Here is a 19,071-nt window from a genome sequence, read left to right on the forward strand (position 1 = left end):
CGTGCGCCCCCTGGGTTCGCCTCGGTCTGTTGCGCTGTCCGTGCGACGTTACCGGCGATGACGCGCTGCTTCATGTCGGGTCAGCCGACGCCCGCGAGCGCCTCGCCCAGCGGCGTGCGGGTGTGCAGGACGCGGACGCCGTTGCGGCGGCTGTCGATCAGGCCGGCGTCGCGCAGGACGGTGAGGTGGTGCGACGCCGTCGACACCGCGAGCTCGGTCAGCGCCGCGCACTCGGAGGTCGACAAGGGCTGTTGGAGCTCGAGGACGAGGCGGGCGCGGGTCGGTCCGAGCAGGGCGGAGAGCGCGGCGAGGGCGTCCGCGCCGTCGCGGTGCCAGGTCTCGGACACCCCGTGGGCCGGGTAGAAGATCGTCGGTTGTGCGGGGCGCTCGGTGAGGACGGCGCAGCCGCCGGTGGACATCATGACCGACGGCACGAGCACCAGGCCGGTGCCGCCGCAGTCGACGACCTCCTCGTGCTTGCGCATCTGGACGCGCACCATCTCGTCGGCCCAGGTCACCGTGGAGTGCAGGGTGGAGGCCATCTCCGCGAGCCCGGCGTCGCTGCTGCGGCGTGCGCGGACGCCGATGTCGGCCCGCAGCAGGCGGAGCATCTGCGGCCAGACGGGCGCGAGCAGCGTGTCCCAGACCTCCTGCCAGGCCTCGACGATCACCTTCCGGGCGTGGTCCGGTGCCGCGATCAGGTCGCGGATCTCCTGCTGCCGGGCGCCGGTCGAGCGGAGCACCATCTTCTCCAGGTCGAACCGGAGCCGTTCGTCGGGGACCTCGCGCAGCCGTTCCGCCTCCTCCTCTGGCGTCATGTCGCCCGACGGCGTCGCGGTGAGGAAGTCGGGCATGTAGCCGTCGACGCCGCTGATGACCGCCATCAGGCGGAACGCCTCGGTGGGTGGCTTGCCCTGGACGCCGGCCTGGACATTGCCGTGAACGCCGGCCCGAACGCTGCGGAACCAGCCCCAGTGCAGGGGCGCGCTCTGCGGGCGAAGGATGGTGCGCACGGCGTGCACGAGCTCATGACCTGGGGAGATGCCGAACCGCACCGCCGAGATGTCGCTGGAGCCGAGCCGGAACTCGACGAACTTTCGATCCACATCGAAAGCGTAGTCAGCGGGGGTGCGGTCGGCCGAGAGTAGGGCTCATCAGGACGCAGTCCTCACCCGAGAGGAAGTACCCATCATGAACGGCTCCGCAGCCACCCCCGCAGCGATCCCCGCCGACGACATCCGCATCGGCGACAGCCGCACCCTCCGGTTCGAGGGCGCCTCGTACGGGTCGAACGTGTCGTTCTTCCTCGTGACCTCGGACCCGGGCCAGGGTCCGGGCCTCCACCGGCACCCCTACGACGAGACCTGGTCGGTGCTGGAGGGCGAGGCGACCATCGTCGTCGGCGACCGGACGTTCGTCGCCCGGGCCGGCGACACCGCCGTCGCGCCCGCCGACACCTGGCACCGCTTCACCAACACCGGCGCCGGGACGCTCCGGATCGTCTGCATCCACGCCTCCGCGGTGATGATCCAGGAGAACGCGTCCGAGGACTGATGAGTTTCCTTGTCCCGTCTCGTCCACAGCATCAATAGCCATCAATAGTCAGACCGGATAGTCAGACCGAACAGAACGGAGCAGTCCCATGACCCAGTACTTCCTGACCCTCCCGCACGACAGCGCCGAGGAGCCGACGATGGAGTCGATGCAGGAGATGGATCCGGCCGAGCTGGAGGCGGTGTTCGCCGCCGTCGGCGCCTTCAACACCGCGCTGACCGAGTCCGGCGCGCTCGTCACCGCGGGCGGCCTGCAACCGCCGTCGACGGCGATCACCGTCGACGCCTCGGGCGGCGACGTGGAGCGCGTCCCTGGGCCGTTCGTGGAAGCGCCCGAGTACGTGGGCGGCTTCTGGATCATCGACGTCGCCGACGAGGAGACCGCGCTCGGCTGGGCCGAGAAGGCCTCCGCCGCGCTGCAGTCCCGGATCGAGGTCCGCGCCCTCCAGGAGGCCCCGGACCAGTAAGCCCCGTTCCCGTGGAGTGCTGGGTATGTGCGCCCTCAGGCCCTGCCTGAGCGCACATGGCCAGCACTCCACGGCGTGCGTCGGGCATGGTCAGCGTGTTCTTCGCTCCGGCGGCGGGTCTTTCGACGCGGCGGCCGGGGCCGGCCCTGCGGGGACCGGCTCTTCGAACACCAGCAGCGTGTGCGTGTTCAGGATGCCCTTCATGCCCTGGATCTGGTCCAGGATCAGGTGCCGGAGGTCGGCGTTGTCCCGGGCGCGGACGAGCAGGACGAGATCGAACTCCCCGCCGACCAGCCCGATGTGGTCGACGCCGCGCAGGGTGCGCAGCTCCTCGCGGACCGAACGCCACTCCGCCTGCTCCAGATTGACCGTGACGTAGGCCGACGTGCCGAGCCCGGCGAGCACCGGGTCGATGTCCGCGCTGTACCCGCGGATGACCCCGCTGGACTCGAGCCGCTGCACCCGCGCGTAGGCGTTGGCCCGCGAGATGTGCAGCTTCTCGGCCAGCGAGCGCATGGACATCCGGCCGTCGTGACGGAGCTCGTCGACGATGCGCTGATCGACGTCGTCGAGGCCTGGTGCCACTTGTCTCGCAGCCACGCCCTCAGCCCCTTCGCTGCTGGACATTTGGATCGCATTACCTGCCCATTGCTGGACGGTTTCTCGGATCCTCGCCGTTGATGGATTCCGAATAGAACCTTGACGAGTATATCTCTATGACAAGTGACGTGGATCGCATGTTGCCGTCGAAGACGCCGGTCATGCTGCTCGGTCCGGACGGCCGTCCTTCGGCCGCCGGCACCGCGCACCTGCCCGCGGACGACGAGCTGCTCCGAGGGTTCGCGGGCATGGTCGCCGCCCGCCGGTTCAACGACCAGGCCAGCGCGCTCGTCCGGCAGGGACGCCTCGCGGTCTACCCCTCCTCCCACGGCCAGGAGGCGTGCCAGGTCGCCGCCGCACAGGTGCTCGACGCCGAGGACTGGCTCTTCCCGACCTACCGCGACACCGCCGCCGTCGTCGCGCGAGGGGGCGACCCGGTCGAGGTGCTCGGCCTGCTCAAGGGCGACTGGCACTCGGGCTACGACCCGTACGAGCTGCGCGTCGGGCCCCTGACGACGCCGCTCGCCACGCAGCTCCCGCACGCCGTCGGGGTGGCGCACGCGGCCCGGCTGCGCGGGGAGCGCACGGTCGTGCTGGCGATGTGCGGCGACGGCGCCACGAGCGAGGGCGACTTCCACGAGGCCCTGAACTTCGCCGCCGTCTTCCACGCGCCCGTCGTCTTCTTCGTCCAGAACAACCAGTACGCGATCTCGGTGCCGCTGGCCAGGCAGTCGGTCGCCCCGTCGCTGGCGCACAAGGGTGTGGGCTACGGCATCCCCGGGGAGCAGGTGGACGGCAACGATCTCGCGGCCCTCCTCGACGTCCTGTCCGGGGCGGTCACGCGGGCGCGGGCGGGGGAGGGGCCCCAGCTCGTCGAGGGGCGCACCTACCGGATCCAGGCCCACACCAACGCCGACGACGCCACCCGCTACCGCGCCGACGACGAGGTCACCGCCTGGGCGGCCAAGGACCCGCTGGTGCGGCTCGAGACCTACCTTCGCGCCGCGGGCCTCCTCGACGACGCCCGCGCCGCCACCTTCACCGAGGCCGCCGAGGACATCGCCCGGCGCACGCGGGACGGCATGAACCGAGACGTCGCGCCGGACCCCGACGACCTGTTCCGCTTCGTGTACTCGCGGCCGACGCCGCAGCTGGTGGAGCAGCTCGCCGTCGTGCACGACGAGCTGAGCCGGGACGAGTCGAGCAGGACCGAGCCCAGGGACACGTCCGACCGAGCGGAGGCTCACCGATGACCACCACCGCCGTCGCGCACGAGACGCTCAGCACCGCGCAGGCGATCAACCGGGCGCTGCACGACGCGATGACCGAGGACCCGTCGGTGCTGGTGCTCGGCGAGGACGTCGGCCCGCTCGGCGGCGTCTTCCGGGTCACCGACGGCCTCACCGCGAAGTTCGGGGAGGACCGCTGCTTCGACACCCCGCTCGCGGAGGCCGGCATCGCGGGCTTCGCCGTCGGCCTGGCCATGAACGGCATGCGTCCCGTGATCGAGATGCAGTTCGACGCCTTCGCGTATCCCGCCTTCGAGCAGGTGGTGAGCCACATCGCCAAGATGCGGAACCGGACGAGGGGGCGCGTCGAGCTGCCGCTCGTCATCCGGGTCCCGTACGCGGGAGGTATCGGCGGGGTCGAGCACCACTGCGACTCGTCGGAGGCGTACTACGCGCACACGCCCGGCCTGCACGTCGTCGCGCCGTCGAACCCCTCGGACGCCTACTCGCTGCTGCGCGAGGCGATCGCCTCGCCGGACCCGGTGGTCTTCCTCGAACCGAAGAAGCTCTACTGGACGAAGGGCGACGTCGCCCTGGGCGGCGACCGCGAGCCGGGCATCGGCACGGCGGTGGTCCGGCGTCAGGGCACCGACGCGACCCTCATCGCCTACGGGCCGGCCGTACCGGTCGCCCTGGAGGCCGCCGAGGAGGCCGCGCGCGAGGGCCGCAGCCTGCAGGTCGTCGACCTGCGCTCGATCGTGCCGTTCGACGACGCGACGGTCTGCGCCGCCGTGGAGTCGACGGGGCGCGCCGTCGTCGTCGCCGAGGCTGCGGGCTTCGCGAGCGTCGCCTCCGAGATCGCCGCCCGGGTGAGCGAGCGCTGCTTCCACTCGCTGTCGGCGCCGGTGCGGCGCGTGACCGGGTTCGACATCCCGTACCCGCCGCCCAAGCTCGAGCACCTCCAGCTGCCGTCGGTCGACCGGATCCTCGACGCGGTCGACGACCTCCAGTGGGAGGACGCATGACCGCCACCGCGACGGAGCAGACCTTCCTGCTGCCCGACCTCGGCGAGGGGCTGACCGAGGCCTCTGTGGTGCAGTGGCTGGTCGCGGAGGGCGACGACGTCGTCGTCGACCAGCCGGTGGTGGAGGTCGAGACAGCCAAGTCCGTCGTCGAGGTGCCCAGCCTGTACGCCGGCCGGGTCGAGGTGCTGCACGCCGCCGAGGGGGAGCTCGTCGAGGTGGGCAGGCCGCTGATCACGATCGCTGTCGCTGCGGTGGCTGCGGTGGCTGCGGTGGCTGCCGATGGCGAAGGGGTGGCCGCCGAGACGTACCGTGAGGAGGAACGGGCGGGCTCCGGCAACGTGCTCATCGGGTACGGGACCTCTGCACATCCTGGGTCGGGCCGACGGCGGCGGCCGCGCGCCGTCCGGTCGACGGCACCCCATGTCGCTGCTGCGCCCGCTTCCGCCGCGGCTCCGGGCGTCGGTGCTGCTTCGGTCGGTGCTGCTTCGGTCGGTGCTGCGACGTCCGGCGGCGGCCCGGTGAAGGTGATCTCGCCGATCGTCCGGCGGCTCGCCCGTGAGGCAGGGCTGGACCTGCACACGATCGCGCCGACCGGGGACGGCGGTGTCGTCACCAGGTCCGACGTGTGGGCCGCCATCGAGGAGGCGCGGCAGGCGCCGTCGTTGACGCCGTCGCGGGCCGCGACTGCGACGGAGGCCCTGGCGCAGGGGACTGCCGCCGTCGTGCCCAGCGCTTCTGCGACCGCCGCGACCAGGCCGAGCGCTTCTTCCGCCGTCCTGCCGAGCGTTCCGGACCGTGGGGAGCGGCGCATCGCGCTCAGCGGCTTCCAGAAGACGGCTGCCAAGGTGCTGTCGCGGAGCCGTGCGGAGATTCCCGAGGCGACGGTATGGGTCGACGTCGACGCGACCGCGCTCTGGAACCTGCGCGAGGCCGCCCGGACTCCCGACGATCCGGGGCCGGGCCTGCTTGCCTACGTCGCGCGGTTCGTCGTCGCCGGGCTCAAGGAGTACCCGGTGCTGAACTCCAGGCTCGACGTGGAGCGCGACGAGATCGTCCTGCCCGGCGGCATCAACCTCGGCGTCGCCGTCCAGGGGCAGCACGGGCTGGTCGTCCCGGCAGTGCTCGACGCCGGCTCGATGACCACCACCGAGCTCGACGTGGCTCTCCGCGACCTCGTCGCACGCGCCCGTGCAGGCAAGGCGACCACCGAGGAGCTCACCGCGGGGACGTTCACCCTGAACAACTACGGCGGGTTCCGGGTCGACGGCAGCGCGGCGATCATCAACCACCCGCAGGTCGCGATGCTGGGCCTCGGCCGCATCATCGACCGCCCGTGGGTGGTCGACGGCGAGATCGTGCCGCGCAAGATCACGCAGATGTCCTTCGTCTTCGACCACCGGGTCTGCGACGGCGGGACGGCGGCGGGCTTCATGCGCTCCGTCGCTGACGCCATCGAGAACCCTGCCGCGGCGATCGTCCGCCTCTGACGGTGTGCTGCTGAGCTGGGGTGCGGGACTGCGGTCAGTGGCGCGCGGTCGGCGTGGGTTGTTGGTCTCGGTAGTGCGTCGGGACGGGGCGCCTAGATCCGAAGAGGCGTCCCCCTGCTGCCCTGAAGGGTTATCCACAGATTTCAGTTTCGCCCTGCGGTACGTACGACTGTTCGAGATAATGGAGATAACAAGGAAGCGAGAACTAGAGGCGAGCGTCGGGATGGGAGGGGGTGGGCATGGTGGAGCAGACGACGAACAGTGGCACCGCCGCCGGTCTGCCTGCTGCGGCCTCGATCGAGGACGTGCTGACCCGGATCGAGAACGAGATCGACCACCTCACCGCCCTCACGGACCTTGAGACGCTGACCGGCTGGGACGCACCGAGCATCGGCCGCCTGGTCGACGCGCATGCCCGGATCCGTCGGTTGACCGGACGGTTGGACGGGGTGCGCTACACCCTGCTGCCCCGGATCGAGAATGAGGGTTCGTGGCGCTCGGGTGGCACGGCGCGCACGTTCACGACCTGGCTGCGTCTGCGTGAAGGGATCTCTGCGTCCACGGCGGGTAAGGACATGACGATCGCGCGCCGCCTCACCACCGCCCTCCCGGTCACCCGGGAACGTCTCGTCGCGGGAACTCTGGGTGTGGACCACGCGAGGGTGATGACGGAGGTCGCCCCCACGAGCGAGACCCGCACCGACGCGCTGGCCTGGTTGATCGATACCCGCACGGGTCACACCACGACACCGGAACAGTTCGTGCAGACCGTGCCGGTCGACTTCCCCGACCCGTCCGAGGACCCGGACGGCACCGCCACCCGCGGCCTGGTCACGCAGGTGCTGGAGGGTGCGGTCGCGGACGGGACCTTGGTCACGGGTGAGGGCCTGGTCCTCCGCGAAGCGAATGTGTTGAACGCGGACCAGTTCCGCAAGGTGGCGCGCCGGTTCGCGACCCTCACCGACCCGGACACCGACGACCTCGATGATGACAAGGCTGCTCAGGGCGAGTTCCTGGACTTGTCCAAGACGTTCGGTGGGTATCACGTGGCCGGGTTCCTCACCGACGAGCACGGCCTGCAGCTCACCACCGCGATCAACGCCATGATGGGTGCCCCGTCAGCGGAGGACACCCGCACCACGACCCAGCGTCGCGCACAGGGCCTCGCGGATGTGGCGCGGGTGGTGCTGGACACCAACCAGGCCTCCCCAGGAGCGGCGATCGCACCCCACCTGAACGTGACGGTGTCCTGGAACGAGTTCGTCGCTCAGGTCACCCGCACCCGTGACGGCCTGTGCCTGTCCTGCGGACAGACCGCACCCACCCGCGGCAACCGCCCAGGCGCTGGTGCGAAGGCCCCCGGCACAGGCGCAGGCACCTGCACCGGTGCAGGTGCAGGCATCGGCACCAGCCCTGGCGCTGGTGCTGGCACCAGCTCGGCTGCGGATGCCGATGCAGGCGCGGTGAACACCGCCCCAGCGGCCGGAATCCCGACCGGTAGTCCGGCCGGAAGTCCGGGTGGAAGTTCGACCGGTAGTCCGGGTGGAGGCTTGGGTGGCTGGGATACCGCGGAGCCGACACTGTCCACGCTGTTGTCGCCTGGTGGTCCGGTGTTCACCGAGACCGGCGGCCGCGCCCCACGCGCTCTGGTGCGCCGGTTGGCGTGTCACAGTGCGGTGACGCGGATCGTGTTCGGACCCGACGGCGCCGTCCTGGACGTGGGTCGTGCACAACGGACGGTGTCGGGGCAGATGCGACGCGCTGTCATTGCCCGAGACCAGCACTGCGTCTATCCGGGATGTGATCAGCCGCCGTCACGGTGCGAGGTCCACCACGCGATCACCCACTGGGCGGCCGGTGGGGACACCTCGGTGACCAACAGTGCGTTGCTGTGCTGGTACCACCACCAGCTCGTCGACACCAAGGGCATCACCATGCACTGGACCGGGAAGGCCCCGGCCGACACCACTGCCGGTGCCCTGCTCGAAACAGGGTGGGCCTTCACCGACCCCCGCGGGCACCGCATCCAACTACCCGAACCCATCGAAGCGCCACCCGAAGCCGCCTGACTGACTGACCGACTGACTGACTGACTGACCGGCCGACCCAACGGGTCGACCCAACGGGCCGACCCAACGAGCCGACCCAACGGCGGACCCGGCAGGTCGGCCTAGCCGGGCAGGCCTGTCGGAAGGGCAGGCGGCTGGCGACGCACTCGGATCCGTCGGCAGTAGAGCCGAACTGCGTCAGCGTGGCTCGATCAGTTGGTTGGTGATGCGGGCCGTGCAGATGCGGCGCCCCTCCGCGTCCGTCACGACGATCTCGTGCGACGTGATCGTGCGACCGAGGTGTACGGGTGTGGCCGTACCCGTCAGGATCCCGTCCGTCGCGCCTCGGTGATGCGTGATGTTCAGGTCCACGCCTGCGCATACCTTGCCGAGAGTGCTGGCGTGGATCAGCGCGCACCAGGATCCCAGCGCCTCAGCGAACGCCGCCGTCGCGCCACCGTGCAGGCGGCCCAGCGACTGGGTGTTGCCCGCCACGGGCATGGTCGCCACCACCCGCTGCGCCGACTGCTCCAGGACCCGAATGCCCAGCTTCTCGTCGAGGGCGCCCAGCGTGATCGTCCACGGTTTCGACATGCGGTCACTGTATGGCGTCACCGCGCGCCGTCACCGGGGGCTTCCGATGAGTTTGCCTGCCGCCCGACGTCATCCCCCTCGACCTCGTGCGACGCCTCGAGGATCGAGACGTCACGCACCTCAGCTACCGGATCCGTCGACCAGGGGAAGCCGCATGAAGACCCTCTTTGTCTCCTATCGCGTCACAGACATGGTCCGCTCGCTCGATTTCTACACCGCTCTGGGCTACATCGAGCTCGGCCTGGTCGACATCGGAGACGGGAGCCGCCTCGTACTCCTCCAGTTCCCCGGCGAACCCGCGGCGTCGCTCGAGCTGGTCCATCGTCCTGACAGTGGTCGTGTCGACGTCGGCAGCGGTTTCGACCACCTCGCGATCCAGGTCGACGACCTGGTCGCCACCCAGGAGCAACTGGCCGATGCCGGCCTGGAGCCAGGTCCTGTCGAGTACCCGGGCGGCCCTGACGGTCCGAAGACGTCGTGGCTCACCGACCCGGACGGCTACCGGTTGGAGCTGGTGGAGTGGCCATCCGGGCGCCCGGACGGCATCACGGCTGCGGACTTCTCCTGAACGGTGCGGGATCGCTGCCCGGATCGACGCCGCCCCGCGCCGGACCCAGGCCCTCGAAGAGCACGCTGGAGATCATGGCGGCGAGCGCGTCGGCGTCGAGCGGCCCGCCGGGCCGGTACCAGTCGGCGAGGGAGTTGACCATGCCGAAGATGAGCCGGCTGATGACCTCGGGGTCGACGTCGCCGCGGAGGTCGCCCTCCGCGGCGGACTGCCGGACGAGCACGGCGAGGCGTTCGTCGATGTGCCTGCGTCGTTCCATCGCCGACCGTTCCAGGTCGCTGTTGCCGCGGACGCGCAGCAGCAGCGTGACGGCGGGCAGGTTGTCGGCGAGGATGCGCACGGCCGCCTCGACGGTGGTCCGCAGGCGGACGGAGCTGGGCTCGCCGTCCGTCGCGACCGACGCCGCATCGACCGCCTCGCTCAGTCCCTCCAGCGCCTCGTCGAGGGCCGCCGCGAGCAGCGCCTCCTTGCTGACGAAGTGGTGATAGACCGCCGACTTGGTGACGCCCAGCTCGGCGGCCAGGTCGCTGATCGACGTCGCGTCGTACCCGCGCTGGTTGAAGAGCGCGATCGCCGTCCGGAGCACGGCCTCGCGGTCGTGACCCGGGCGCCCACGCGGTCGGCGGGCGGGCGCGCCTGCCGACGTCGCGGCTGTCGACGCCGCGCCCGCCGACATCGAGTCTGCCGCCGTCGCGTCTGTGGTCATGGCGTCATCGTCCCAGACGGGAGACCAGCCCTCCGCCCCGCCGGAGACCGGGCGGGGTGGCCATGGAAGTGACCCCAACGTGCTGCACGCGACACGCAGACGAAGGCGTGCAGTGTGTTGGGCCGGCTTCCGGCCGTCAGTGGTCGGTCCGGTGGGCAGTCTTCGCGACCAGCGTCAGCACGTCGTACGTCGCCACCAGCTCGCCGTCCTGGTTGGTGACCGTCGCGTCCCAGCGCACCTCGCCGTAGTCGGCGGAGGTGCGCGGCGTGATCTGCTTGACGGTCAGGCTCACCCGGATGGTGTCGTCCACCTTGACGGGGGTGAGGAACCGCAGGCCGTCGACGCCGAAGTTGGCCAGCACCGGACCCGGCGCCGGGTCCACGAACAGGCCGGCGGCCAGGGACACCACGAGGTAGCCGTGTGCGACGATGCCGCCGAAGAACGGGTTCGCCGCCGCGGCCTCCGGGTCCGTGTGCGCGTAGAACGTGTCCCCGGTGAACTCGGCGAAGTGGTTGATGTCGTCGAGCGTGACCGTCCGCGTCGCCGTCTCGATGGTGTCGCCGACACGCAGCTCCGCGAGCGACTTGCGGAACGGGTGCACGCCGTCGAGCACACGTCGCGAGCCCGTGGTCCACCGGCCCGTGACCGCGGTGAGCATGTCGGGGGAGCCCTGGATCGCCGTGCGCTGCATGTGGTGCAGGACGGCGCGGACCCCGCCCAGCTCCTCGCCGCCGCCGGCGCGGCCGGGGCCGCCGTGCACGAGCATCGGCAGGGGGCTGCCGTGGCCCGTCGACTCGGCGGCGTCGTCGCGGTCGAGGATCAGCAGCCGGCCGTGCCAGGGGGCGAGCCCTCGGGCCACCTCGCGGGCGACCTGCGGGTCGTGGGTGGCGAGCGACGCCACCAGGCTGCCGCGGCCCCGGGCAGCCAGGTCCACCGCCTCCTCGACCGTTCCGAAGGTGAGCACCGTGGCAACCGGTCCGAACGGCTCCACGTCGTGCGGCTCGGCCGCGCCGGGGCGGGCCCGGAGCAGGACGGGGGAGAGGAAGGCCCCGCGTTCGGCGTCGGCGCCCACGACGTCGACGTGCGCCGGGTCGCCGTACACGATGTCGGCCGACGTGCGCAGTGCCTCGATGGCCTTGCGCACCTCGTCGCGCTGGCCGAGGCTCGCGAGCGCGCCCATCCGGACGCTCTCGTCGGCGGGGTCTCCCACGGTGATCCTGGCCAGGCGGGCGCTGATCGCCTCGACGACGGCGTCCGCGAGCGCCTCCGGGACGATGACGCGCCGGATGGCCGTGCACTTCTGGCCGGCCTTGACGGTCATCTCGGTGACGACGCCCTTGACGAACAGGTCGAACTCCGGGTCCTCCACCGTCACGTCGGGGCCGAGGATCGAGCAGTTCAGCGAGTCGGCCTCGACTCCGAGGCGGACGCCGCGGTGCAGCACGGCCGGGTGCTCGCGCAGGATCGCGGCGGTGTGCGCCGAGCCGGTGAACGCGACGGCGTCCTGCTCGCCGAGCTCGTCCAGCAGCGTGCCCGCGCTGCCGCAGACCAGCTGCAGGCTGCCCTCGGGCAGGATGCCGGAGGCGATGATCTGCCGGACCACCGCCTCGGTGACGTATGCGGTCTGGCTGCCGGGCTTGACGATGCTGGGCAGACCCGCGAGGAAGGCGGGCGCGAGCTTCTCGAGCATGCCCCAGACGGGGAAGTTGAAGGCGTTGATCTGCGCGGCGACGCCGGGGCGCGAGGTGTACAGGTGCTGGCCCACGAAGGTGCCGCCCTTGCCGAGCGGTTCGAGCGCGCCGTCGAGCACCACCGTGTCGTCCGGGAGCTCACGCTTGCCCTTGCTCGCGAAGCTGAACATCGTGCCGATGCCGCCGTCGATGTCGACCATCGAGTCGCGCCGGGTGGCGCCCGTGCGGAGCGAGAGGGCGTAGAAGTCGTCCTTGGACCCGCTCAGGTGCAGGGCCAGCTCCTTGAGCAGCGTCGCCCGCTCGTGGAACGTCAGCCGCCGGACGGCGGGGCCGCCGACGTCGCGGGCGTGGGCGACCAGCGCCGCGAAGTCGAGGCCGTGGCTCGAGACGCGGGTGACCTCCTGTCCGGTGACGGCGTCCAGCACCGGTTCGCCGTCGTCCGTCCCACGGAACCAGCGGCCCGCGACGTAGCTCTCCAGCTGTGTGCTCACCGACTGCGTGCTCACTGTGCTCACTGTGCGCATCCCCTCGGATCGACCGATCGGCAGTGATCGGTATCGGTCAGCCCCGGGCCGTTGTGCAACCCGCTGTGGCTGTGTCAATCTAGTACAGAACGATCGGTCAGTAAATAGTTCCAGCCGCGCCCTGGAGGTGCCCATGCCGGTAGTCGCCGAGCCCGAGTCGCAGGCCGGGCCAGAGGCGGAGCTCGAGGCGCAGTTCGAGGCGACAATCGGCCGCAAGGACCGGATCGAGCCCCGCGACTGGATGCCCGACGCCTACCGCAGGACGCTCGTGCGGCAGGTGGCGCAGCACGCCCACTCCGAGATCATCGGCATGCAGCCGGAGGGCGGCTGGATCGGCCGCGCGCCGTCGCTGCGGCGCAAGGCGATCCTGCTGGCCAAGGTGCAGGACGAGGCGGGGCACGGCCTCTACCTCTACTCGGCGGCGGAGACGCTCGGCGTCTCGCGCCAGGAGCTCACCGAGATGCTGATCAGCGGCAGGCAGAAGTACTCCTCGATCTTCAACTACCCGACGCTCTCGTACGCGGACATGGGCACCATCGGCTGGCTGGTCGACGGCGCCGCCATCTGCAACCAGGTACCCCTGTGCCGCACCTCGTTCGGGCCCTACGGCCGGGCCATGATCCGCATCTGCAAGGAGGAGTCCTTCCACCAGCGGCAGGGCTACGAGCTGCTCACGACGATGATGCGCGGCACCGACGAGCAGCGCGCCATGGTCCAGGAGTCGGTGGACCGGTTCTGGTGGCCCTCGCTGATGATGTTCGGCCCGCCGGACGACGAGTCGACCAACACCGCGCAGTCCATGGCGTGGGGCGTCAAGACGCACACCAACGACCAGCTGCGCCAGCGCTTCGTCGACATGACCGTGCCGCAGGCGAAGGCGCTCGGCGTGACCCTGCCCGACCCCGACCTGGTCTGGAACGAGGAGCGCGGGGCGCACGACTTCGGGCAGCCGGACTGGGCCGAGTTCTGGGAGGTCGTCAAGGGGAACGGCCCGTGCAACGCCCAGCGGATCGCGCATCGCAAGAAGGCCTGGGACGACGGCGCCTGGGTCCGCGAGGCGGCGCTCGCCTTCGCGGCGCACGACGGCGGTCCCGACGACGAGAAGGCGACGGCATGAGCAACCAGGTCAGCGGCGAGTGGCCGCTCTACGAGGTCTTCGTGCGCGGCAAGCGCGGCCTCAACCACGTGCACGTCGGGTCGCTGCACGCGCCGGACGACCAGCTCGCCCTGCGCCACGCCCGCGACGTCTACACGCGGCGCAACGAGGGCGTGAGCATCTGGGTGGTCCGTTCGTCCGCCATCACGGCGTCCAGCCCGGACGAGAAGGACCCGCTCTTCGCGCCCAGCGGGGACAAGGTCTACCGGCACCCGACGTTCTACGAGATCCCCGCCGACGTCCCGCACATGTAGGTCACGTACCCGAGCCCCCGGTACCCGTAGGGAGAGCACGACATGCCTGACGTCCGGACGCACGAGCCCGACGACCACGACAGCGCCTACTCCGGGCTGCTCGTCAACGACGCCCACTGGGCCTTCGGGACCGACTTCGAGGACCCGCTCGCGGGTGTGGACACCACGGTGCCCGACGGCGTGGACCCGGCGACGCTGGCGACCTACTGCCTGATGCTCGGGGACGACGCCCTGGTGCTGTCCCAGCGGCTGGGGGAATGGTGCAGCAACGCGCCGGACCTCGAGGAGGACATCGCGCTCTCCAACATCGCGCTCGACCTGCTCGGCCAGGCGAGGCTGCTGCTCGCCCGGGCGGCCGCCGCCGACGCCTCGCAGGTACCCGCCCTGCCCGACGGCTCGCCGGTCCCGGACGAGGACCGGCTGGCGTACTTCCGCGACGCCCAGCAGTTCCGCAACGTGCGGCTCGCGGAGGTGGCCAACGGCGACTTCGCCCAGACTATCGTCCGGATCCTGCTGTTCTCCTCGTGGCGCCTGGCGCTGCTCGACCGGCTGTCCCGGAGCCGCGACGCCGTGCTCGCCGCCGTCGCCGCCAAGGGCGTCAAGGAGCTGACCTACCACCGTGACTTCGCCGGGCGCTGGTTCCTGACCCTGGCCCGCGGTACCGAGGAGTCGCGACGGCGGCTGCTCGCCGGGCTCGCCGAGCTCTGGCCGTACTGGTCCGAGCTCTTCGAGACGTACGACGTCGAGCGGGCCGCCGCGCTGTCCGGCGTCGGCGTCGACCCGGCGGATGTCGCCGCCGAGGTCGAGGCGGTGCTCGACCAGGTGCTCAGCGCGAGCGGCGTCGACCGGCCCGTCCTGCCGTCGCCAACCGGGGCCCGGGAACACACCGGACACAAAGGCCGCGACGGCGTCCACACCGAGGCCCTCACCGAGCTGCTCGCCGAGCTGCAGGTGGTTGCCCGCGCGCACCCCAGGGGGCAGTGGTGATCACCGCTCTCGACCAGGACCGCGCCCTCGAACGGGCACGGGACGCCGCCTCCGCCGTCGTCGACCCGGAGCTGCCGATGCTCACGCTGGCCGACCTCGGGGTCCTGCGCGACGTCAGCGTCGGTGAGGACGGCGCCGTCGTCGCCGCGATCACACCCACCTATTCCGGCTGCCCGGCCATGGCCGCGATGCGTGACGACCTCGTGCGCGAGCTGCGTGCCGCAGGCTTCGCCGACGCGCGCGTACGGGTCGTCCTCGAACCCGCCTGGACCACCGACTGGATCACGCCCGCCGGGCGGGCGGCGCTCGCGGCCGCCGGGATCTCGCCGCCCGGGCCCGCACCGCGCCGGTCCGGCCCGGTGCCGCTGCGGCTCACGCCGACGCGGCGCGCCGTCCGCTGCCCGCGGTGCGGGTCCGACGACGTCGTGGTCGGCTCGGAGTTCGGCTCCACCGCCTGCAAGGCGCTGTATCGCTGCCAAGCCTGCCTGGAGCCGTTCGAGCACGTGAAGGAGATCTGACGTGACCGCCACCTTCCACACGCTCACCGTGACCGACGTCGAGCAGCTCACCGACGACGCGGCCGCCGTGACGTTCGGCCTGCCCGACGAGCTGCGGGACGTGTTCGACTTCGCCGCCGGCCAGTCGCTCACGCTGCGGCGCACCGTCGCCGGCGTCGAGCAGCGCCGCAGCTACTCCATCTGCGCGCCCGCGGGCAGCGCGCCGCGGATCGGCGTCCGCGAGGTTCCCGACGGCCTGTTCTCGACCTGGCTGGTGCGGGACGTGCGTCCCGGCGACCGGGTGGAGGTGCTGCCGCCGAGCGGCAGCTTCCGCGCCGACCCCGCGCAGGGTGGGCGGCACCTGTGCATCGCGGCGGGTTCCGGCATCACGCCGATGCTCTCGATCATGGCCACCGTGCTCGGCAACCCCGACGCGCGGGTGACGCTGCTCTACGGCAACCGCACCACCAGCTCCGTGATGTTCGCGGAGGAGCTCGCGGACCTCAAGGACGCCCACCACGACCGGCTCGACCTGGTCCACGTCCTGTCCAGGGAGCCGCGCGACGTCGAGCTGTTCTCGGGCCGGCTCGACGGCGACCGGCTGCGCGACCTGCTCACCCTCGTCGTACCCGTCGGGGACATGGACCACGTCTGGCTCTGCGGGCCGTTCGGCATGCTCACCGAGGCGCGCGCGGTGCTGGCTGAGCTCGGCGTCCCCGCCGAGCGGGTGCACTTCGAGCTCTTCTGGGTGGACGAGCCCCCGCCCGAGCTGCGGCATCCGGACAAGGTGGTGGACGGCGCGACGAGCGAGGTGACGGTGATCCTCGACGGCCGGTCGACGACCAGCGCGATGCCGCAGGACAAACGGCTCCTCGACGCCGCGCAGGAGGTCCGCGCCGACCTGCCCTTCGCGTGCAAGGGCGGGGTCTGCGGCACCTGCCGCGCGAAGGTCTGCGCGGGCGAGGTCGACATGGTGCGCAACTACGCGCTCGAACCGGAGGAGGTCGCCGCCGGGTTCGTGCTGACCTGCCAGACGTACCCGGTCAGCGACGAGGTCACCGTGGACTTCGACGCATGAGCGGACTTCGATGCATGACAGGCTTCGACGCATGACCGCGCCGCTGCTGGTCGAGGAGCGCGACGACCGGGTCGTCCTGCGGCTGAACCGGCCCGAGGTCCGCAACGCGATCGACCGGGCGATGGTCGAGGCCCTGCACGCCGCGTGCGCCGCACTGGAGGCCGCGCCACGGGTGGCGCTCCTGATCGGCACCGGCGGCACCTTCGCCGCGGGGGCGGACATCGCCCAGCTGCGCGAGCGGCGACGCGACGATGCGCTCGCCGGCATCAACTCCGGCGTCTTCGAACGGGTCCGGAAGCTGCCGATGCCCGTGATCGCGCTGGTCGACGGGTACGCGCTCGGGGGCGGTGCAGAGCTCGCGTACGCCTGCGACTTCCGCATCGGCACCCCCGCGACGAAGATCGGCAACCCCGAACCGGGCCTCGGGATCCTCGCCGCGGCCGGTGCCGCCTGGCGGCTCAAGGAGCTCGTGGGCGAACCCCTGGCCAAGGAGGTGCTGCTGGCCGGCCGGGTGCTCGACGCCCAGGAGGCGCTCGCGGTGCGCCTGCTCAACGAGGTGGTCGACGTCGACGACCTCGAACCCGCCGGGCACCGGCTCGCCGACCGCATCGCCGCCCAGGCGCCGCTCGCCGTGCGGCTCACCAAGTCCGTCCTGGACGCGCCCCGCGACGCGCACCCGCTGGTCGACGACATAGCGCAGGCGGTGCTGTTCGAGACCCAGGACAAGACGGACCGGATGACCGCGTTCCTCGACCGCCGGAAGGGGAAGTCGTGACTGCCGACGTCGTACCGGAGACTGTGCCGAAGTACGTCGGCGTGTACGGCGGCGGCCGGATGGGCGGCGGGATCGCGCACGCGTTCGCTCTCGCCGGGGCGGCCGTCACCGTGGTCGAGAACAACGCGACGTCGGCCCGGGCGGCACGCGAGCGGATCGAAACGAGCCTCGCCAAGGCGGCGGCCAAGGACGCCGGGGATGTCGGGGGCGCACGGCCCACCGGCACGTTCGAGGTCGTGACCGACGCCGCAGCGCTGGCCGGCTGCTCGCTCGTCATCGAGGCGGTGCCCGAGCTGATCGACGTCAAGCACGACGTCCTGCGGCGGATCGCCGCGATCGTCCCCGGCGCGATGATCGGCAGCAACACGAGCTCGTTGTCGATCGATGTGTTGGCGGAGGCGCTGCCCGACCCGTCCCGGCTGGTCGGCCTGCACTTCTTCAATCCCGTCCCGGTGAGCGCCCTGGTCGAGGTGGTGGTCGGACGGCGGACCGCGCCCGGTCTGGTCGAGTCGGCCCGCGGCTGGGTGGCCGGCCTGGGCAAGACGGCGATCACGGTCCGGGACTCGCCGGGCTTCGCCAGCAGCCGGCTCGGAGTCGCGATCGCGCTGGAGGCGATGCGCATGCTGGAGGAGGGCGTGGCCGACGCCGCCGACATCGACACGGCGATGACGCTGGGCTACCGGCATCCGGTGGGCCCGTTGCGCACCACCGATATCGTCGGGCTCGACGTGCGGCTGAACATCGCCGAGCACCTCGAACGCGAGCTGGGGCCGCGGTTCGCACCGCCGCAGGTGCTCCGGGACAAGGTCGCGGCCGGTGAGCTGGGACGCAAGACCGGCAAGGGTTTCTACGCCTGGTGATGCAACGTTCGCACGTGCTCGGACCGCAGACTCTGGAGGAGCCGTTATGACCGACACACCCGTCGTCGTCGACCGCAGGGACGCGGTGGCGACGATCACGCTGGACGACCCCGAGCACCGCAACGCGCTGACCACCGCGGCCAAGGTGATGCTGCGCGACGCCGTCGCGGACATCGCCGCCGACGAGCAGGTGCGCGCGGTGGTGCTCACGGGGTCGGCCAGGGCGTTCTGCCTGGGGCAGGACCTCGGCGAGCACGCGAAGGCCCTGGAGGGCGGCGCGGAGTCGGCGTTCGCGACCGTCCGCGAGCACTACACGCCCATCGTCCGGAACCTGCTGACCATGCCCAAACCGGTGATCGCCGCCGTGGGCGGCACGTGTGTCGGGGCAGGGCTCGGCCTCGCGCTGGCCTGCGACCACCGGGTCTTCGCGGAGGGGGTCAAGCTGGCGACCGCCTTCGCCGGGATCGGGCTCACCTTCGACACGGGCCTGTCGGTCACGCTGCCGCGCGCGGTGGGCGACGCCCGGGCGAAGGAGCTGATGCTGTTCGGGCGCACCTTCACCGCCGAGGAGGCCATCGCCTGGGGCATCTCCGGCGAGACGGTGATCGCCGAGGACGTGCTGCCCCGGGCGGTCGACCTCGCCAGGCAGCTCGCCGCCGGGCCGACCGCCGCGTTCGCGCAGAGCAAGCGCCTGATCGGGCACGCGCCGGGTCTGAGCCTCGACGAGGCGCTCGAGGCCGAGGCGCTCGGCCAGATCGCGTGCGGCGCGACGAGCGATCACGCGGGTGCCGTCGCCTCGTTCCTGAACCGGGAGACGCCGGTCTTCACGGGTCGGTGAGGGCGCAGTCCTGACTTCGGTCGGTTGCTGGGTGCGCTGCGTGACTTCGGTCCGTTGCTCTGAGATCGGTCAATCAACCGACCGATCTCAGAGCAACGGACCGAAGTCACGAGCCGCGCTGTGCAACGGACCGA

At 71.4% G+C, this 19,071-nt stretch carries 20 protein-coding genes; 15 read left to right on the plus strand and 5 right to left on the minus strand.

The window, feature by feature from the left end; all coding sequences use genetic code 11:
• Positions 1 to 80: 80 nt before the first annotated feature.
• Complete coding sequence (locus AB0I32_RS24875) at positions 81 to 1,106, minus strand: DUF5937 family protein (protein WP_357510960.1); 1,026 nt, start codon at positions 1,104 to 1,106, stop codon at positions 81 to 83.
• A gap of 85 nt (positions 1,107 to 1,191) precedes the next feature.
• On the opposite strand from AB0I32_RS24875, the gene AB0I32_RS24880 reads away from it, so the two are divergent.
• Together AB0I32_RS24880 and AB0I32_RS24885 are read left to right on the plus strand one after the other, a co-directional pair.
• Positions 1,192 to 1,554: a cupin domain-containing protein gene (locus AB0I32_RS24880; protein WP_357510962.1), complete on the plus strand. Its 363-nt coding sequence runs from the start codon at positions 1,192 to 1,194 to the stop codon at positions 1,552 to 1,554.
• A gap of 88 nt (positions 1,555 to 1,642) precedes the next feature.
• Positions 1,643 to 2,020 (plus strand): YciI family protein, encoded by a 378-nt coding sequence (locus tag AB0I32_RS24885; protein ID WP_357510964.1) that lies wholly within the window; start codon positions 1,643 to 1,645, stop codon positions 2,018 to 2,020.
• 90 nt (positions 2,021 to 2,110) lie between these two features.
• Here AB0I32_RS24885 and AB0I32_RS24890 read toward each other — a convergent pair whose 3' ends face one another.
• Positions 2,111 to 2,620, minus strand: a complete 510-nt coding sequence (locus tag AB0I32_RS24890) for an Lrp/AsnC family transcriptional regulator (protein ID WP_357510966.1) — start codon at positions 2,618 to 2,620, stop codon at positions 2,111 to 2,113.
• A gap of 116 nt (positions 2,621 to 2,736) precedes the next feature.
• Here AB0I32_RS24890 and AB0I32_RS24895 point away from each other — a divergent pair, with 116 nt between their 5' ends.
• The 4 genes from AB0I32_RS24895 to AB0I32_RS24910 all read left to right on the plus strand — a co-directional run bounded on the left by AB0I32_RS24895 (position 2,737) and on the right by AB0I32_RS24910 (position 8,430).
• Positions 2,737 to 3,873: a thiamine pyrophosphate-dependent dehydrogenase E1 component subunit alpha gene (locus AB0I32_RS24895; protein ID WP_357510969.1), complete on the plus strand. Its 1,137-nt coding sequence runs from the start codon at positions 2,737 to 2,739 to the stop codon at positions 3,871 to 3,873.
• The gene (locus AB0I32_RS24900; protein ID WP_357510971.1) at positions 3,870 to 4,874 is read left to right on the plus strand and encodes an alpha-ketoacid dehydrogenase subunit beta; all 1,005 of its coding nucleotides are present in this window, start codon (positions 3,870 to 3,872) and stop codon (positions 4,872 to 4,874) included. Before AB0I32_RS24895 ends, AB0I32_RS24900 begins: the two co-directional genes overlap by 4 nt.
• Positions 4,871 to 6,361, plus strand: coding sequence for a dihydrolipoamide acetyltransferase family protein (locus AB0I32_RS24905; protein ID WP_357510973.1), 1,491 nt, complete (start codon positions 4,871 to 4,873; stop codon positions 6,359 to 6,361). The genes AB0I32_RS24900 and AB0I32_RS24905 overlap by 4 nt, the downstream gene beginning before the upstream one ends.
• Before the next feature lie 239 nt (positions 6,362 to 6,600).
• Positions 6,601 to 8,430: a DUF222 domain-containing protein gene (locus AB0I32_RS24910; protein ID WP_357510975.1), complete on the plus strand. Its 1,830-nt coding sequence runs from the start codon at positions 6,601 to 6,603 to the stop codon at positions 8,428 to 8,430.
• 177 nt (positions 8,431 to 8,607) lie between these two features.
• Here the strand turns inward: AB0I32_RS24910 and AB0I32_RS24915 are convergent, their stop codons facing one another.
• Complete coding sequence (locus tag AB0I32_RS24915) at positions 8,608 to 9,003, minus strand: hotdog fold thioesterase (RefSeq protein ID WP_357510977.1); 396 nt, start codon at positions 9,001 to 9,003, stop codon at positions 8,608 to 8,610.
• A 154-nt stretch (positions 9,004 to 9,157) separates the two neighbouring features.
• Between AB0I32_RS24915 and AB0I32_RS24920 the strand changes: the two genes are divergently transcribed.
• Positions 9,158 to 9,571, plus strand: coding sequence for a VOC family protein (locus tag AB0I32_RS24920; protein WP_357510979.1), 414 nt, complete (start codon positions 9,158 to 9,160; stop codon positions 9,569 to 9,571).
• Here the strand turns inward: AB0I32_RS24920 and AB0I32_RS24925 are convergent.
• Positions 9,549 to 10,277, minus strand: coding sequence for a TetR/AcrR family transcriptional regulator (locus AB0I32_RS24925; RefSeq protein ID WP_357510981.1), 729 nt, complete (start codon positions 10,275 to 10,277; stop codon positions 9,549 to 9,551). The two genes, AB0I32_RS24920 and AB0I32_RS24925, sit on opposite strands and share 23 nt — an antisense overlap.
• Before the next feature lie 136 nt (positions 10,278 to 10,413).
• A complete protein-coding gene (paaZ, locus tag AB0I32_RS24930) occupies positions 10,414 to 12,447 on the minus strand; it encodes a phenylacetic acid degradation bifunctional protein PaaZ (protein WP_357510998.1) in 2,034 nt (677 codons plus the stop codon).
• 178 nt (positions 12,448 to 12,625) lie between these two features.
• On the opposite strand from paaZ, the gene paaA reads away from it, so the two are divergent.
• Genes paaA through AB0I32_RS24970 form a run of 8 tightly spaced genes read left to right on the plus strand, consistent with a single transcriptional unit; the run spans position 12,626 to position 18,937 of the window.
• Positions 12,626 to 13,609, plus strand: a complete 984-nt coding sequence (paaA, locus tag AB0I32_RS24935; RefSeq protein ID WP_357510983.1) for a 1,2-phenylacetyl-CoA epoxidase subunit PaaA — start codon at positions 12,626 to 12,628, stop codon at positions 13,607 to 13,609.
• Positions 13,606 to 13,902, plus strand: a complete 297-nt coding sequence (gene paaB, locus AB0I32_RS24940; protein ID WP_116675566.1) for a 1,2-phenylacetyl-CoA epoxidase subunit PaaB — start codon at positions 13,606 to 13,608, stop codon at positions 13,900 to 13,902. Before paaA ends, paaB begins: the two co-directional genes overlap by 4 nt.
• A 42-nt stretch (positions 13,903 to 13,944) precedes the next feature.
• Entirely contained in the window at positions 13,945 to 14,889 is a 945-nt protein-coding gene (gene paaC / locus AB0I32_RS24945) for a 1,2-phenylacetyl-CoA epoxidase subunit PaaC (RefSeq protein ID WP_357510986.1), read from the plus strand.
• Positions 14,886 to 15,407 (plus strand): 1,2-phenylacetyl-CoA epoxidase subunit PaaD, encoded by a 522-nt coding sequence (gene paaD, locus AB0I32_RS24950; protein WP_357510988.1) that lies wholly within the window; start codon positions 14,886 to 14,888, stop codon positions 15,405 to 15,407. The genes paaC and paaD overlap by 4 nt, the downstream gene beginning before the upstream one ends.
• Position 15,408: 1 nt before the next feature.
• Entirely contained in the window at positions 15,409 to 16,464 is a 1,056-nt protein-coding gene (gene paaE, locus AB0I32_RS24955; protein WP_357510990.1) for a 1,2-phenylacetyl-CoA epoxidase subunit PaaE, read from the plus strand.
• A gap of 31 nt (positions 16,465 to 16,495) precedes the next feature.
• Entirely contained in the window at positions 16,496 to 17,239 is a 744-nt protein-coding gene (locus tag AB0I32_RS24960) for an enoyl-CoA hydratase/isomerase family protein (RefSeq protein WP_357510992.1), read from the plus strand.
• On the plus strand, positions 17,236 to 18,099 hold the full coding sequence (locus tag AB0I32_RS24965; RefSeq protein WP_357510994.1) for a 3-hydroxyacyl-CoA dehydrogenase family protein: 864 nt from the start codon (positions 17,236 to 17,238) through the stop codon (positions 18,097 to 18,099). Before AB0I32_RS24960 ends, AB0I32_RS24965 begins: the two co-directional genes overlap by 4 nt.
• 46 nt (positions 18,100 to 18,145) lie before the next feature.
• Positions 18,146 to 18,937: an enoyl-CoA hydratase-related protein gene (locus AB0I32_RS24970; protein ID WP_357510996.1), complete on the plus strand. Its 792-nt coding sequence runs from the start codon at positions 18,146 to 18,148 to the stop codon at positions 18,935 to 18,937.
• Positions 18,938 to 19,071 lie beyond the last annotated feature (134 nt).

The sequence above is a fragment of the Promicromonospora sp. NPDC050249 genome (assembly GCF_040656015.1).
Lineage (GTDB): Bacteria > Actinomycetota > Actinomycetes > Actinomycetales > Cellulomonadaceae > Promicromonospora.